The sequence below is a fragment of the Arthrobacter sp. CC3 genome (assembly GCF_039907775.1).
Taxonomy (GTDB): domain Bacteria; phylum Actinomycetota; class Actinomycetes; order Actinomycetales; family Micrococcaceae; genus Arthrobacter.
Genome location: NZ_JARCCY010000007.1, coordinates 21974 through 36936 on the forward strand (window position 1 = coordinate 21974; position 14963 = coordinate 36936).

The window sequence follows — 14963 nt, forward strand, 5'->3', positions numbered from 1 at the left end:
CCCGGCCGCCTGGCCTGTTAGCCAAGCAGCCCCGGGACTATCAGCAAAGCGGTGGGCACCGCCAGCAGCAGCAGGCAGCCCGCAAGGACCAAAGCCCTCAGCGGGGCCGGCAGCGGCTCCTGGGGGGACAGCAGCCGGCGGACCCGGGACATGGTGGTGCCTGCCGAACTCGCGCTGCCCGGCGAACCCTGGAGACCGGCGTCGACCATTCCGGCCGCGCTGATTCCAGCCGTGCTGATGCCGGCCGTGCTGATGCCGGCCGCGCCGGCTTCGGCGGACGGCAGGTCGCCGCCGTTGAACGCCACGCGGCCGCCGGGGACGCCGGCGGGACCGCTGGCAACGATGGCGATGGCCTTGATAAGTGTTGCCTTGCTTTCGGTCTTCAGGGCGACGTCGTCAGCAAGCATTTCGATCAGGGTGCTCACGGATTCCTGGGCAAGGCGGGTGGTGGGCAGCCAGGGGAGGGCCTGGCGCCAGGCCGCGAATGCCCACAACAGGAGGTGGTGGCGCTGGCTCAGGTGGGCGTTCTCGTGGATGAGCACGGCGCGGAGTTCTGCCGGCTCCAGCGCAGCCATCAGGCCGTCGCTCAGTACCGTGACGGACCGCGCGCCCCCCGGAAGGCAGTAGGCAACAGGCGAATCGTGGTTGATCACCACGGTTCCCGGACCGTCCGTGGACGGTGACGCCAGGAGGGCAAGGAGTTCGCGGTGGCGCCGGCGCTGCCGCTCGATCCGGTAGTAGGTCAGCAGTAGCGTAAAGACGAGGTGTGCCGTGAGGAGCGCCGCCGCGGACAACGCGAAGAGATGCCAGAAACCCAGCGCGGTGGTGGGGGCATTAAATAGGACCATGCCGGCCAGGCCGCGCAGGCCGGCCAGGAGGTTGTCACCGATCGGCTCGAGGCCGTAGACCAGCATGGCGCCGATCATGGACAGGCCGCCGGCAAGGGCGATTGCCTGCCAGAGCAGCATGGCCGTGAACGGTGACCGGGCCGGCCATTGCGCGCGCGAAAGAAGGATAGGCACCGGCCATGCCAGGACTATCGCCAGGACCGCCAGCAAATATGAGGTCCAGAACATGCGCTGTTAGTTGTGGCCAAGCAGTTTGCGCAGTGTTTCGGCTTCACTTTCGGTGACGGAGCCAATAAAGCGGGCAAGCACGGCTTCGCGGTCCGGCGCCGAACCGAGGACCTCGTGCATGAGTTCGGCCGTGTGGTCCGCCCTGCTGGAAACAGCCTGGTAGCGGTGCGGACGGGTGCCGCGTTCGCGCTCAACGAGTCCCTTCTTCTCCAGGCGTGAAAGCACGGTCAGGACGGTGGTTACGGCGAGATCCTTTCCCTCATGGCCGGCCGTGCCGCCCTGGGCCTGGGTGCTCTGCGCCAGCAGGTCCCGTAGGGTGTTGGCGGTGGCCGCTTCCTGGCCTGCCCAGAGCAAATCCATCACTGCCCGTTCCAGTTCACCAAGACTTGCCATTCCGTACATCCTTCTTAAAGTTCCGCTCCGCGAAGCCGTGGCGGCCTTCGCGGAGCGTAGTTGAATACTTAGGTTCTAAATTTACCTCTTTTTGCAGTTTCTTTCTACGTGAGGTAGAACAATCGGCGCGTCGCGCCCTTGCCAGTGGGTCCGGCCGGTGGAACTGTTGATTACAGCGCTCGCCGAAAGTGTTCTACACTCTGTAGAAGTTAGTCTTCTACGCAGCGTAGAAGACTTGGACTGATGAAAGCCTAGCCAAAAGTAGGGACTGCCTTGGACGCTTTGGAAATCGCACGCTGGCAATTCGGAATCACCACCGTGTACCACTTCATGATGGTCCCGCTGACCATCGGGCTGGGCCTCGTGGTGGCAGTCATCCAGACAGTCTGGTACCGCACCGGCAAACCGGAATACCTCCGCATGACCAAGTTCTGGGGGAAGCTGTTCCTCATCAACTTCATCATGGGCGTCGCCACCGGTATCGTGCAGGAGTTCCAGTTCGGCATGGCCTGGAGCGAGTACAGCCGCTTCGTGGGCGACGTTTTCGGGGCGCCGCTGGCGCTTGAAGCACTCCTCGCCTTCTTCGTGGAGTCCACCTTCCTGGGGCTCTGGATCTTCGGCTGGAAGCAACTCAAGAGGGGCGTCCACCTGGCCTGCCTCTGGATTGCCGTGATCGGCTCGGTGTTCTCCGCGTACTTCATCATCGTGGCGAACAGTTGGATGCAGCATCCCGTCGGTGTGGAAATGATCAACGGGCGTCCGGTCATGACCGATGCCTGGGCCGTCTTCACCAACAACACCGCCCTCGTTGCAGTCCCGCACACCCTCTTCGGCGCGCTGGCCGTTGCCGGAGGCTTCCTGCTGGGCATCGCCTGGTACCACCTGTGGCGCCGCCGCCATGACGGCATCGACACCGTGGGCCCCGACGGCAAGGTCATCCCCGGTGAAGCCGACATCCCCGGCCGCGACAAGGCCGACTACAAGGTCTGGATCACCTCGCTGAGGATCGGCGCAATAGTGGCCATGATTTCCTTCGCCGGAACCGCGCTTACCGGCGACCTCCAGGGCAAGCTCATGTTCGAACAGCAGCCCATGAAGATGGCAGCGGCCGAGGCTGCCTGCCACGACGGCACGGGCTTCTCCGTCCTCAGCGTCGGCAACATCGGCTCACAGAACTGCGACGAGATCGTGGCGGTCATCGAAGTTCCCGGAATCCTGTCCTTCCTGGCCAAGGGCGACTTCACCACGGAGGTGAAGGGCGTCAACAGCCTGCTGGAACAGTACAAGGCCGACTACGGAACGCACCTCGCGGACAACCCCATCTACGGTGACCGTGCGGGGCAGGAAATCGAGTACGTTCCCGTCATGGAGGTGACCTACTGGGGCTTCCGGATGATGATCGGCTTCGGTGGCCTCGCCGCCCTTGCCGCCCTCGTGGCACTCTGGGCCACCCGCAAGGGCACGGTGCCGGCCTCCCGCGGACTCATGCGGCTCGCCGTCGTCGGCATTATGGCGCCGTTCGGCGCCAATGCCGCCGGCTGGATCTTCACCGAGATGGGCCGCCAGCCGTTCGTGGTGGCACCCAACCCGGACCCCAGCGGGATCGACCAGGTGTTTATGTTCACCGCCGCTGCGGTCTCACCCGGCGTTTCCGCCGGAGAACTTCTCACCTCCCTGGTGGTGCTGACCGCCGTGTACGCCGTGCTGCTGGTGGTGGAGGTGAAGCTGCTGGTGAAGTACATCCGCGGCGGCGTGGTTTCCGCAATGCCCGAACTCGCCCACGCACCGGCCGGTGAAAACGAGGACGCCGCACCCGGCCCCGGCAAGCCCGGCGGCTCCGACGACGTCCTGGCATTCGCCTACTAAGCGCAGAGGAAATTCGACCATGGAACTGCTGCCCACCATCTGGTTCATCGCCATCGCGGTGTTGTGGACGGGATACCTTTTTCTCGAAGGGTTCGACCTCGGCGTCGGCATGCTGATGAAGCTCTTCGCCCGCAACAACACCGAACGCCGTGTCCTGCTCAACACGATCGGCCCGGTCTGGGACGGCAATGAGGTCTGGCTGCTGACCGCCGGCGGAGCGACGTTTGCCGCCTTCCCGCTCTGGTACGCTTCCCTGTTCTCCGCACTGTACCTTCCGCTGCTGCTGGTCCTGGTGGCACTCATCTTCCGCGCCGTGGCCTTCGAATACCGCGGCAAGGTGGACACGGACCGCTGGCGCGCGGTGTGGGACTGGGCCATCGCGGCCGGATCCCTCGTGGCTGCCTTCGGCGTCGGCGCGGCGCTGGCACTGACCACCACCGGGCTTCCGCTCAACGCCAACGGCGACCGTGAGGGCGGACCGTTCGCCTGGTTCAGCGGCTACGCCGTGCTGGGCGGGCTCGCCGTTGTGTGCTTCTCCCTGCTGCACGCACTGGCGTTCCTCGCCCTGAAGACCGACGGCGATGTCCGGCACCGCGCCCGGAACTGGTTCGTCCGGCTCCTGCCGGTCCTCCTGCTCCCCATCGCAGGCTGGGCCATCAGCGTGCAGCTGCTCAGCGGCGAAGCCTGGACCATCGCCGCGGTTGCCGCGGCTGTGGTGGCCGCGGTGTTCGCCTGGCAGTTCGGCCGGAACGGACTCGAAGGGAAGGCGTTCCTGTCGCTCGGGGTGTTCCTGCTCCTGGGCAGCGCGTCGATCTTCGGCGCAGCCTTCCCGGTGGTGCTTCCCTCCACCCTCAACCCGGACTTTAACCTGACCATCTCCAATGCCTCATCCTCCGACTACACCCTGGGGCTCATGACCATCGTGGCGGGCGTGGGACTGCCGCTGGTGCTCGCTTACCAGGCCTGGACCTACTGGGTGTTCCGCCGCCGGGTCAGTGCCGCCCACATCCCGGAAGCCCACAGTTTCCTGCCCGCCATCGCCGCCAGGGCGCTGGCCCCCAAAGACTAGGACCCCATGAGACCGCAGTTCCCGGCCGGACCCGCAAACCGGCTCGCGCTTTATTGGCTGGGCTTCCTCGCCGCCCTCAAGGCATTGTCCCTGGTGCTGATGGCGCAGGCGGTCGCATCGGTCCTGGCCGGGCTGGTGTCCCAGAACCCGGCGTGGGCGGACCAGCTGGGCTGGGGTCTGGCCGGTGTGGTCCTCCGGTCCCTCACGGTGTGGGCGCAAGGGGTGGCCTCGCGCCGGGCGGCCCTCGGGGTCAAGGAGGAACTGCGCGCAGCACTGCTCGAACGCGCGCTGCGGAACGGCACACGGGCGGCAGGCCCCTCCGACGGCGGCTTGGCGATCCTCGCCACCAGGGGCCTGGACGCACTGGACAGCTACTACACCCAGTTCCTGCCCGCCCTCGTCAACTGCGCCGCCATCCCGCTCCTGCTGGGAGTCCGGATCCTGTTCGCCGATTGGGTCAGTGCAGTGGTGGTCGTCCTGACCGTACCGCTCGTGCCGGTGTTCATGGTGCTGATCGGCCGGTACACCGAAGACCGGGTCCGCGCCGCGCAAACGGCCCTGGCCCGGCTGTCGGGCCACATGCTGGAACTGGCCAAAGGGCTGCCCGTGCTGGTGGGCCTGGGCCGGGCCAGCGCCCAGCGGAAGGCACTCGAGGACATTTCGGAGCAGTACCGCTCCCGGACGATGGACACCCTGCGGACTGCCTTCCTTTCCGCGCTCGCCCTCGAGCTCATCGCCACGATTTCGGTGGCCGTAGTGGCCGTCTTCATCGGCGTGCGCCTGGTCCACGGCGACATGGCACTCGAAGCCGGGCTGCTGGCCCTGATCCTGGCCCCCGACTGCTATCTGCCGTTGCGGGAACTGGGCACCGCCCACCACTCAAGCGACGACGGACGGGCCGCCCTGGCCGAGGTCACCGCGGTCATGGACGCGCCGGAGGTCCGGCCGCTGCAGCCCCAGAATGACGGCTCGCAGCCGCACAACGGTTCTCTTCCGCTGAATGGCTCACGGCCGCAGGGCCGCCTGCATCCCCGGAACGGAGCGTCCGACGGCGGTGCGGGACTTCCGGCGGTGACCGTCAGGAACCTGACGGTCACGTACGGCGGGCGGCTGGAACCCGCCGTCGGACCGCTCAGCTTCGACGCGCCCGCAGGGCTGATCACCGCCCTCGATGGGGCCAGCGGGGCAGGCAAGAGCACCATTCTGGGCGTCCTGGCGGGAATCGTCGGAACCGGCGGCGGTGCAGCGGTGAACGGCCGGATCTCCGGGTTCTCGCCGGCGGACGTCGCCTGGGTGCCGCAGCATCCCGTCATGGTGGAGGCCAGCGTGCTGGCCGAGGTGACGCTCTACCTGGCGGGCGGCGCTGCCGGCACGGGCTCCGCCGCTGCCGCCACCGAGAAGGCCAGGGCCTGCCTTGAGGCGGCGGGAGCCGGGCACCTGGCTGCGAAGCACCCCGCCGAGCTCAGCCCGGGGGAGCTACGCAGGGTTGCCCTGGCGCGCGGCCTGGCCCGGATCGAGGCCGGTGCCACCCTGCTGCTGCTGGATGAGCCCACCGCGCATCTGGACCGCGAATCCGCCAACGTGGTCAACGGCTCCATCCTGAAGCTTCGCGGCCGGGCTACCGTGCTGCTCGTGGCCCACGACCGCCTCACCAGGGAACTGGCGGACCACGTAGTGCCTGTCACGGCCGGTTCCGCACTGCGACGGCCGGCCGCAGACGCCGCCCCGTCACGGCTTTCCACGGTTCTTCCGGCCCCGGACGCGGGACTGGATGCGGCACAGGCGGCGACGCGGGCGACCACGCAGGCGGCGACGCGGGCGACCGCGCGGGCGGCCGGGCGGCCTGCCGCAGCGGGTACCCGAGGCCGGGCCGAGGGTCCCGCGGGGGGCCGGACGCACAACACTCCCGCCCGGATCTTCAGGCTCCTGCGGCCGGAGTCCCTCAAGTTCGGCGCGGCCGGCGTCGTGGGGGTGCTGGCGGCCCTGTTCGCCGTCGCCCTCGCAGGATTGTCCGGCTGGCTCATCATCCGTGCCAGCGAGCAGCCGCCCATCCTCTACCTCCTGACCGCCATCGTGGGCGTGCGGTTCTTCGGCATCGGCAGGGCCGTCCTGCGCTACACCGAACGGCTCCTGCTGCATGATGCAGTCTTCGCCTCGCTCACCAGGCTGCGCGGCCGGCTCTGGGATTCCCTGAGCCGGCGTGCCCTGTCCCTGCGGCGGCTGCTGCAGGGCGGAAATGTCCTGGGAACGGTGATTGACGACGTCGACACGGTCCGGGACCTGCTGCCCCGGGTGGTCCTGCCGCCCGTGACCGCCGTGGCCGTAGGCGCATCCGCCGTCGCGGCCACAGCCCTCCTGCTGCCCGCGGCGCTGCCCGCGGTCATCTCAGCTGCCGTGGTTTCCCTGGTCGCCGCGCCGGCCGCGGCACTCCTGGCAGACAGGATGTCCGCACAGGCCGAGCAGCGGCTCCGCTCAGGGGTCCTGCGGGACATCGCCGCGGCGCTGGACGCGCGGGCTGAACTGCACGCCAACGGTGTTGCCGCACCTGTCCTGTCCGCCATCGGCGTTGCCGATAAGGAAGCAACAGCCGCCTCGCAGCGGTCCGCGTGGGCCGAAGGGCTGGGCCAGGCGCTCACCGTCCTGGCCTGCGGTACCGCCGCCCTGGCCACTGCCGTGCTGGCCGGCCCCGAGGTGACGGGCGGATCCGTTGCCCCGGCCACGGCCGCCGTCGTAGTCCTGCTGCAACTGGCGCTGGTGGATCCGTACGCCGCCATCACGACGGCGGTACGCCAGTACCCGGCGCTCCGCCTGGTCCTGGACCGGATCAGCGAGGCCGGCGTTCTGGAGGCCTCCGAAGCAGTTGACGCAAACGTTCCTGCCGGAGTCACACCCGCTGCGGAAGCCGCTGGACGGAACGGCGGGACACCCGGACTGGAACCTGTTGCCCAACGCCCCGGCGCGCTGCCCGGCATCGAGCTTGAGTCGCTCTCCGCCGCCTGGCCCGCGGGCCCGGAAGTCTTCAGCGCTGTTTCCGCGACGGCGGAACCCGGCCGCTGGCTCGCCGTGACCGGAACTTCGGGCTCCGGAAAGTCAACCCTGCTGGCCGTCCTGCTCGGGTTCCTGCCGCCACGCTCCGGCCGCATCGCCGTCACCGGACGCGCCGCCTGGTGTCCGCAGGAAGCGCATCTTTTCGACTCCACCATCCGCGGCAACCTCCTGCTCGGCCGGCCGGAAGGCAAAGACGGCGACGCCGGTCAGGAAATCGCTGAGGCCCTGGCAGCCGTGGGGCTGGAGCCGCTGCTGCGCCGGCTGGAGGACGGCGCCGACACCCGGATCGGACCAGGCGGCGCCTTCCTCAGCGGCGGGGAACGCCAGCGGCTCGCGGTTGCCCGCACCCTCATGACCGGGGCGGACGTGATCCTGCTGGACGAACCCACCGCGCACCTGGACGCCGAAGCCGGCCGGGAAATGCTTGCTGACCTTCGGCGGGGTCTCGCCGGGCGGACCGTGGTCCTGGTGACCCACAATCCCGACGACATCGACCCGGCAGACCGCAGGCTGGACCTCGACGCAGGGGCGCGGGCCGGCGTTGGGCATGTTCTGGCGCGGGGCGGGGCCGGCAGTTAGCCTGTTGGCATGCTGATCAACGATGCTCCGATGCCCGGATCCTGGCGGGACGCACTGGCCGGTGAGGGACTGGCCTGGCGTCCGGCCGACGAACCGGACATTGCGGCGTGGGCTGCCCTGATTGCCCGGACGGCCGAGGCGGAACGGCCGGTGTGGTTTGAACGGGCCGCCGACCTTGAACAGGTCCTGCAGTCGACGAAGAACCATCCGGCCGCCAACACCCTGCTGGTGCTGGACGGCGGGTCCATTCCCCGGGCCTATGCGCGCATCACGAAAAACCCGGACGGCGACAAGGCCTACGGTTTCGGCTGCGTCGACCCGGCCTGGCAGCGCAGGGGGATCGGCACGGCGCTGCTGGGATGGCTCAGCGAGCGGACCCTCGAGCGCTTCGCGGAAGACCCTGGGGCGGACGACGGCGGCCCGGAAGGCAGCGGCACAAAAGGCAGCGGCACGGAAGGCAGCGGCCCGGTGCCGCGGCTGCGCGTCCACATGGAGCAGCAGCACGAGCACCAGCAGCGGCTGCTCCGCCGGAACGGATTCCGCGTGGTGCGCTATTTCAACGAGATGCACCGGCGCCTGGACGGCGTTCCGCTTCCCGAAGTGCGGCTCGATGACGGGCTGGAGCTGGCCACCATGCGGCCGGAGCTGACTGAGGAGGTCCGGCTGGCCCACAACGCAGCCTTCCGTGACCATTGGGGAAGCGAGCCCCGGGATGAGGAATCCTGGGGCTTCACCGTCAACGATCCGCAGGCCAGGCCGGACCTGAGCGCAGTGGTCCTGGACCGCAGCTCCGGAATCGTGGCAGGCTACCAGCTGGCCAGCCACGACCCGGACAGTGCGGTATCCCGGGGGTACAGCGAGGGGTATACGGAACTGCTGGGCGTCCGCCGCGAGTACCGCGGACGAGGGGTCGCCCGGGCCTTGCTGGCCGATGCGATGCGGCGCTTTGCGGCGGCGGGGATGGACCGCGCCTCCCTCGACGTCGATTCAGAGAACCCCACCGGCGCGCTCGCCCTCTACGAAAAGATGGGGTACGCCGCCGTCAACCGGAGCCTGGCGTGGGACAAGGAACTCGCGCCGCCCACCTGAAACCCGCCTGGCTCAGCGCGCCTAGGCGTCGACGTCGTGCAGGTGATGGACGACGTCGTGCAGGAAGTACTGCGCGAGGGTCATCACCGTGAACTCCGAACCGTTGCTCCGGAGGCCTTTCCGGCCCCACTCGTCCTCGTGCACGCCGGCGAACGATGCCGCGATCTGCTCGCCCTCGGCGGTCAGTTCCGCACTGACGATGGCGGGGTCGGCATTGGCGTAATCCTGCTCCACGGCGGTCTTGTCCTGGTCCCAGTTCTCGAACCGGGCATCATCGGAAGTCAGCATCAGGTTAAGCCGGCGGTCGAAGAGGCTGAAGACGTCCCGGACATGCGATGCGTACTCCAGCACGGACCAGGTGGCCTCGTCCGGTCGTTCAGCGACATCGGGCCGGCGCAGTGCCGCCCGCCAGCGCGGCAGCATGTTCGTGACGCTGCCGGGAACCGTGGCCGGAGTGACCGTTGAGGCGTCGAATCCGCAGTCCGGGCATACCCTGGTCAGCACCCAGGTCCAGTCTTTTTCATCGGGGATGATAGGCATGCCAGTAGTCTAGGCCCAGGTCATGCTGGGCCCAATGGCGTCCACGGCCTGCGACAGCGGGATGCCGGAACCGTCCCGTCGGCCATGCTCCTGCGGTAGCGACCGCGCCACCCCTGCCAGCGAGGACGCCTTGGCCGGACCGTGTCCGGCCCATGCAATGAGCAGGGTATCTTCGCCCTTCAGGAACCGGTGTGCCCGCACTCCCGCAGTGGCCCTGCCCTTGGCCGGGTACTCCGCGAAGGCCGTCACCTTTCCGGCTCCCGGAGCCGTGCCCGGCAGGGCGCCGTCGGTCCCGGAAACAGTCACGACGACGGCCTCCTCGTCGCCGGGGGCAACGGTCCCGAAGAACAGCACTTCGTCCCCGGCTCCCAGTTTGATGCCCGCCATGCCGCCCGCGGTGCGGCCCTGCGGCCGGACATTGGCCGCGGAGAAGCGCAGCAGCTGCGCCTGCTTGGTGAGGAACACGAGGTCGACGTCGTCCGCCCCGGCAGGCTCAACGCCCACCACGGTGTCCTTGTCCTTGAGGGCAATGACTTCCCAGTCCTCGCGGTTGAGGGGGTAGTCGGGCTGCACGCGTTTGACGATGCCCTGCGCCGTCCCGATCGCCAGGACTTTATCCAGCGGGGCGAAAGCGACGAGCGTCTCGCCCTTCAGCAGCGTGATGAAGTCCTTGGCAGGCACGCCGCCGGCCAGGTTGGGAAGCCCGGACATCGGCGGCAACACGGGCATGTCCATGACCTGCAGGCGCAGCATCCTGCCCTGGGAGGTGACTGCCGCGATCTCGCCGCGCGCGGAGGTCTTCACCACGGACCGGAAGACGTCGTGCCGTGACCGCGGACCGGACTCGGCCAGCGGTTCCTGGTTTGAGGTCCGGGCGATCTGCCCGCTGGCGCTCAGGATGGCCCAGCAGGGATCGTCGGCTATTTCCAGGGCGAGCGGGGCCGCCTTGCCCTTGCCGCCGGGCGCAGCGGCCAGCGCGGCAACGGTGGGGGAGACCGCCTCGGATTCAAGCAGCACCGTCCGGCGGGGAGTGCCGTACTTTTCCGCGATGTCACCCAGTTCGTCGGAGACCAGTTCACGCAGGCGCTGGTCCGAGCCCAGGATGGCCTCGAGCTCCGCGATCTCACGTTTGAGCTGGTCCTGCTCTTTTTCGAGCTCAATCCGGGAGTACTTGGTGAGCTGCCGGAGCCGGAGCTCCAGGATGTAGTTCGCCTGGATTTCGGTGAGGTCGTAGATGGACATGAGGCGTTCACGGGCGGCGGCAACCTCGTCGGAGGACCGGATGATCTGGATGACCTCGTCGATGTCCACGATGGCGATCAGGAGGCCCTCCACCAGGTGGAGCCGATCCTTTTTCTTTGCCAGCCGGAACGCCGTGCGGCGCCGCACCACGTTGATGCGGTGGTCCACGTAGACGGAGAGCAGCTGCACCAGGCCGAGCGTCTGCGGCTGGCCGTCCACCAGCGTCACGTTGTTGATGCCGAAGGAATCCTCCATCGGCGAGAAACGGTACAGCTGCTGGAGCACTGCGTTGGGGTTGAAGCCGTTCTTCAGCTCGATCACCAGCCGCAGCCCGTGCTTGCGGTCGGTCAGGTCCACGATGTCGCTGATGCCGGTCAGCTTCTTGCCGTTGACGGCGTCCTTGATCTTCTCGATCACCTTCTCCGGGCCCACCATGTAGGGAAGTTCGGTGACCACCAGGCCGGTGCGGCGGGCGGACAGCTGCTCGATCTCCACCTTCGCCCGGGTCTTGAACGAGCCGCGGCCCGTGGCATAGGCGTCGCGGATGCCGTCCAGGCCAACGATCCGGCCGCCCGTGGGCAGGTCCGGGCCGGGCACGAACCGCATGAGGTCCTCCAGGGTGGCCTCGGGGTTCGCGATCAGGTGCCGGGCTGCGGAGATGACCTCCACGAGGTTGTGCGGGGCCATGTTCGTGGCCATGCCCACGGCGATGCCCGTGGCGCCGTTGACCAGCAGGTTGGGGAATGCCGCCGGCAGGACATCCGGCTGGGTCAGCTGGTTGTCGTAGTTGGGGACGAAATCCACCACGTCTTCGTCGAGGTGGTCGGTGAGGGTGAGCGCAGCCGCCGCGAGGCGGGCCTCGGTGTACCGCGGGGCTGCCGGGCCGTCGTCGAGCGAGCCGAAGTTGCCGTGGCCGTCGATCAGCGGCAGCCGCAGCGAAAAGTCCTGCGCCATGCGGACCATGGCGTCGTAGATCGCGGTGTCGCCGTGCGGGTGCAGCTTGCCCATGACCTCGCCCACCACGCGGGCGCTCTTGACGTGGCCGCGGTCAGGGCGCAGGCCCATTTCGCTCATCATGTAGAGGATGCGCCGCTGCACCGGTTTCAGGCCGTCACGGGCATCCGGGAGGGCCCGTGAATAGATGACCGAATAGGCGTACTCGAGGAACGAGCCTTCCATTTCCGACGTGACGTCGATGTCAACGATGTTCTCGGTGTAGTCCTGGACGGCGTCCCCTGCCGGGGCGGAACTTTGGCGGCGGGCCATGGGGCTGGTGGATCCTTAACGGTTTACTGGCGAGTTTTAGCTAGGCTAACCCTATGGTGGATCAGCCCGGGGACGGCGTATATCCGGAATATTGGGAAGCCGATGTCGTTCTGCGGGACGGAGGGACGGCTCATCTGCGCCCGATCCACCCCTCAGATGCCGACGCCGTGCAGGCTTTCCATACCGGCCAGTCGCAGAAGTCCATCTACATGCGGTTCTTCGCCTTCAAGGCGAGGCTCTCCAGCAAGGAGCTGAAGCGCTTCACGGAGGTGGACTACAAGGACCGGGTGGCGCTGGTGATCACCATTGGCGGTGAAATCCTGGGCATCGGCCGCTACGACCGGCTGACCGATCCCGAAGAAGCCGAGGTTGCCTTCAATATAGCCGACGCCCACCAGGGCCGCGGCATCGGATCCATCCTGCTGGAACACCTGGCCGCCGCCGCACGCGAAAACGGCATCCGCAAATTCAGCGCCGAAGTGCTGCCGGAAAACCGCAAAATGCTGATGGTCTTCTCCGACGCCGGTTACGACGTCAAGAGGCATTTCGACGACGGCGTGGTGAGCCTCGAGTTCAACATCGACCCCACGGAAAAATCCCGGGCCGTGATGGAGTCACGTGAGCACCGCGCGGAGGCGCGCAGCATCCAGGAGCTGCTGGCGCCGTCGTCGGTCGCGGTGATTGGGGCCAGCCGCAAGTGGGGCACCATCGGCTACCAGCTGCTCGAACACATCATCGAAGGCGGCTTCACCGGGCCGGTCTATGCCATCAACCCCGAGGCGCTCGAACTTGCCGGGATGCTGTCCTTCGCAAGGCTCTCCGAGGTACCGGACCCGGTCCGGCTGGCCATCATCGCCGTCCCCTATGAGGAAGTCCCCAAAGTGGTGGCGGACTGCGCGGCCGCGGGCGTCAAAGGCGTTGTGGTGGCGACGGCCGGGTACGCCGACGACGGTGAGCGCGGGCTTGCCCGGCAGCGGGAGCTGGTCCGCCAGGCCCGCTCCAACGGGATGCGGGTGATCGGCCCCGCATCCCTGGGCATCGTCAACACCAACCCGGCCGTGTCCCTGAACGCCTCCATGGCGCCAAGCCTGCCGCGCCGGGGCGGCCTGGGACTCTTCAGCCAGTCCGCCGCCATCGGCGTGGCGTTGTACGCCGCCTCCAGCCGGCGCCGCCTGGGCCTTTCCACGTTCCTGTCCGCCGGCAACCGGGCGGACGTCTCGGGCAACGACATGATGCAGTTCTGGGAAGACGACGCCGACACCGCCGCGGTGGGGCTGTACCTCGAATCCATCGGCAATCCGCGCAAGTTTTCCCGGCTCGCCCGCCGCCTTGCCCGCACGAAGCCCGTCATCGTGGCGAAATCGGACTCGATGGGCCTGCAGTTGCCTCCGGGGCATGCGGTACGGACCACGCAGGCGCCTGCCGGCGCCCTGGACGCGATGATGCGCCAGTCCGGCGTGATCAGGGTGGAAACGATCGAGCAGCTGATGGACGTGGCCCAGATCGTCGCCGGCCAGCCGCTGCCGGCCGGGGCGGACATCGCCGTGTTCAGCAACTCCCGGGCCCTCGGCAAAGTGGTCGCGGACAGTGCCGCCGCCAACGGGCTCGGCGTTGAACGGATCGTCACCGACGTGGACCTCGACGCGGGCATGTCCCTGGCGCTGCCGGCCCTCCGGGAGAGCCTGGCCGGGATCCTTGCCTCGGACTCCATCCACGCCGTCGTAGTGGCGCTGCTGCCGGCACGGGGCCTCACTGTGGAGAAAATTGCCGGCGTCCTCGCGGAATGCTCCGCCGCGGCCGGAAAGCCGGTGGTTGCCGCCTTCACCGGAATCCTGGACCCGTCCGTCTATGTTGAGGGCATGGTGGGCGCGGACCCGGCGGGGGCTGGACCTGTCCACGCCGTGGGCGCCGAATCCGTACCGTGCTACTCCAACCCCGGCGCCGCCGTCGCAGCGCTCGCCGCCGTGGTCAAATACGCCGAGTGGGTGGAACGCGACCAGGGCCTCTTCGCGGAGCCGGAGGGATGCGACCCCGAAAGCGTCCGGGCCGAGCTGGAGGACCTGCTCCATGACGTCCCCGGCGAACAACTGGTGCAGCTCGCCCCGGCCAAGGCGGCAACGCTGCTGGCCCACTATGGCATCGACGTGGTGCCCTCCGTGGGCTTCGAGACACCCGACCAAGCTGTTGCAGCCGCTGAGCGGCTTGGCTGGCCCGTGGTGCTGAAGACCACCGATCCGACCCTGCGCCACCGGCTGGACCTTGGCGGTGTGCGGCTGGACATCCAGGACGCCGAATCGTTGCGGCGCAACATCGTCGAGATGCACCGCGCCCTGGCGCCCTACGGCTCGCCGTCCATGGAAGTACAGATGATGGCTCCGGTGGGCCAGGCGTGCACGTTCCGGGCCATTGAGGATCCGTTGCTGGGCCCGGTGGTTTCCTTCGGACTGGCCGGGGACGCGGTGAATTTGCTGGAGGACTGGGCCCACCGGGTTCCGCCGCTGTCCGGCGCCGATGTCCACGACTTCATCCGTGCGCCGCGCGCGGCCAGGAAACTGTTCGGCTACCAGGGCCTTCCCGCGGTGGATGTGGCCGCGCTGGAGGACCTTGCCGCGCGGTTGACCCGGCTCAAGGACAACCATCCCGAAATAGCGCTGGTCGAGTTCAACCCTGTCCTGGCCGGGCTTCGCGGCGTATCGATCCTGGCCGCTGATGTCCGGATCGCGAACGCCGCCCAGCGGACAGACAGCGCCCGCCGGGCGATGCGCAGCTAGCCCGCCGCGGGCGCACAGTTAGCA

9 protein-coding genes are annotated in these 14963 nt (G+C 68.2%); 5 read left to right on the plus strand and 4 right to left on the minus strand.

Annotated elements, in window-relative coordinates; all coding sequences use genetic code 11:
* Window positions 1–17: 17 nt before the first annotated feature.
* Window positions 18–1076, minus strand: coding sequence for a M56 family metallopeptidase (locus PV761_RS05545; RefSeq protein ID WP_347895015.1), 1059 nt, complete (start codon window positions 1074–1076; stop codon window positions 18–20).
* Window positions 1077–1082: 6 nt separating this feature from the next.
* Entirely contained in the window at window positions 1083–1469 is a 387-nt protein-coding gene (locus tag PV761_RS05550) for a BlaI/MecI/CopY family transcriptional regulator (RefSeq protein WP_028270841.1), read from the minus strand.
* Window positions 1470–1742: 273 nt separating this feature from the next.
* Between PV761_RS05550 and PV761_RS05555 the strand changes: the two genes are divergently transcribed.
* The 4 genes from PV761_RS05555 to PV761_RS05570 are packed head-to-tail and all read left to right on the plus strand — an operon-like array spanning window position 1743 to window position 9120.
* Window positions 1743–3335: a cytochrome ubiquinol oxidase subunit I gene (locus tag PV761_RS05555; protein WP_347895017.1), complete on the plus strand. Its 1593-nt coding sequence runs from the start codon at window positions 1743–1745 to the stop codon at window positions 3333–3335.
* A gap of 19 nt (window positions 3336–3354) precedes the next feature.
* Entirely contained in the window at window positions 3355–4404 is a 1050-nt protein-coding gene (gene cydB / locus PV761_RS05560; RefSeq protein WP_347895019.1) for a cytochrome d ubiquinol oxidase subunit II, read from the plus strand.
* A gap of 6 nt (window positions 4405–4410) precedes the next feature.
* Window positions 4411–8031: a thiol reductant ABC exporter subunit CydD gene (gene cydD, locus PV761_RS05565; protein ID WP_347895021.1), complete on the plus strand. Its 3621-nt coding sequence runs from the start codon at window positions 4411–4413 to the stop codon at window positions 8029–8031.
* Window positions 8032–8040: 9 nt separating this feature from the next.
* Window positions 8041–9120, plus strand: coding sequence for a GNAT family N-acetyltransferase (locus PV761_RS05570; protein WP_347895023.1), 1080 nt, complete (start codon window positions 8041–8043; stop codon window positions 9118–9120).
* Between the two features lie 21 nt (window positions 9121–9141).
* Here PV761_RS05570 and PV761_RS05575 read toward each other — a convergent pair whose 3' ends face one another.
* The gene (locus PV761_RS05575; protein WP_028270836.1) at window positions 9142–9660 is read right to left on the minus strand and encodes a DinB family protein; all 519 of its coding nucleotides are present in this window, start codon (window positions 9658–9660) and stop codon (window positions 9142–9144) included.
* 9 nt (window positions 9661–9669) lie between these two features.
* Window positions 9670–12168 carry a DNA topoisomerase IV subunit A gene (locus PV761_RS05580; RefSeq protein ID WP_347895026.1) on the minus strand — a complete coding sequence of 833 codons (2499 nt, stop codon included), beginning with the start codon at window positions 12166–12168 and terminating at the stop codon, window positions 9670–9672.
* Window positions 12169–12221: 53 nt separating this feature from the next.
* Here PV761_RS05580 and PV761_RS05585 point away from each other — a divergent pair, with 53 nt between their 5' ends.
* The gene (locus tag PV761_RS05585; protein WP_347895028.1) at window positions 12222–14939 is read left to right on the plus strand and encodes a GNAT family N-acetyltransferase; all 2718 of its coding nucleotides are present in this window, start codon (window positions 12222–12224) and stop codon (window positions 14937–14939) included.
* Window positions 14940–14963 lie beyond the last annotated feature (24 nt).

Bases quoted from the DNA above. Each gene is read 5' to 3' on its own strand.
- PV761_RS05545 (WP_347895015.1), bottom strand. From the start codon at position 1,076: ATGTTCTGGACCTCATATTTGCTGGCGGTCCTGGCGATAGTCCTGGCA.
- PV761_RS05550 (WP_028270841.1), bottom strand. From the start codon at position 1,469: ATGGCAAGTCTTGGTGAACTGGAACGGGCAGTGATGGATTTGCTCTGG.
- cydB (WP_347895019.1), top strand. From the start codon at position 3,355: ATGGAACTGCTGCCCACCATCTGGTTCATCGCCATCGCGGTGTTGTGG.
- cydD (WP_347895021.1), top strand. From the start codon at position 4,411: ATGAGACCGCAGTTCCCGGCCGGACCCGCAAACCGGCTCGCGCTTTAT.
- PV761_RS05570 (WP_347895023.1), top strand. From the start codon at position 8,041: ATGCTGATCAACGATGCTCCGATGCCCGGATCCTGGCGGGACGCACTG.
- PV761_RS05575 (WP_028270836.1), bottom strand. From the start codon at position 9,660: ATGCCTATCATCCCCGATGAAAAAGACTGGACCTGGGTGCTGACCAGG.
- PV761_RS05580 (WP_347895026.1), bottom strand. From the start codon at position 12,168: ATGGCCCGCCGCCAAAGTTCCGCCCCGGCAGGGGACGCCGTCCAGGAC.
- PV761_RS05585 (WP_347895028.1), top strand. From the start codon at position 12,222: ATGGTGGATCAGCCCGGGGACGGCGTATATCCGGAATATTGGGAAGCC.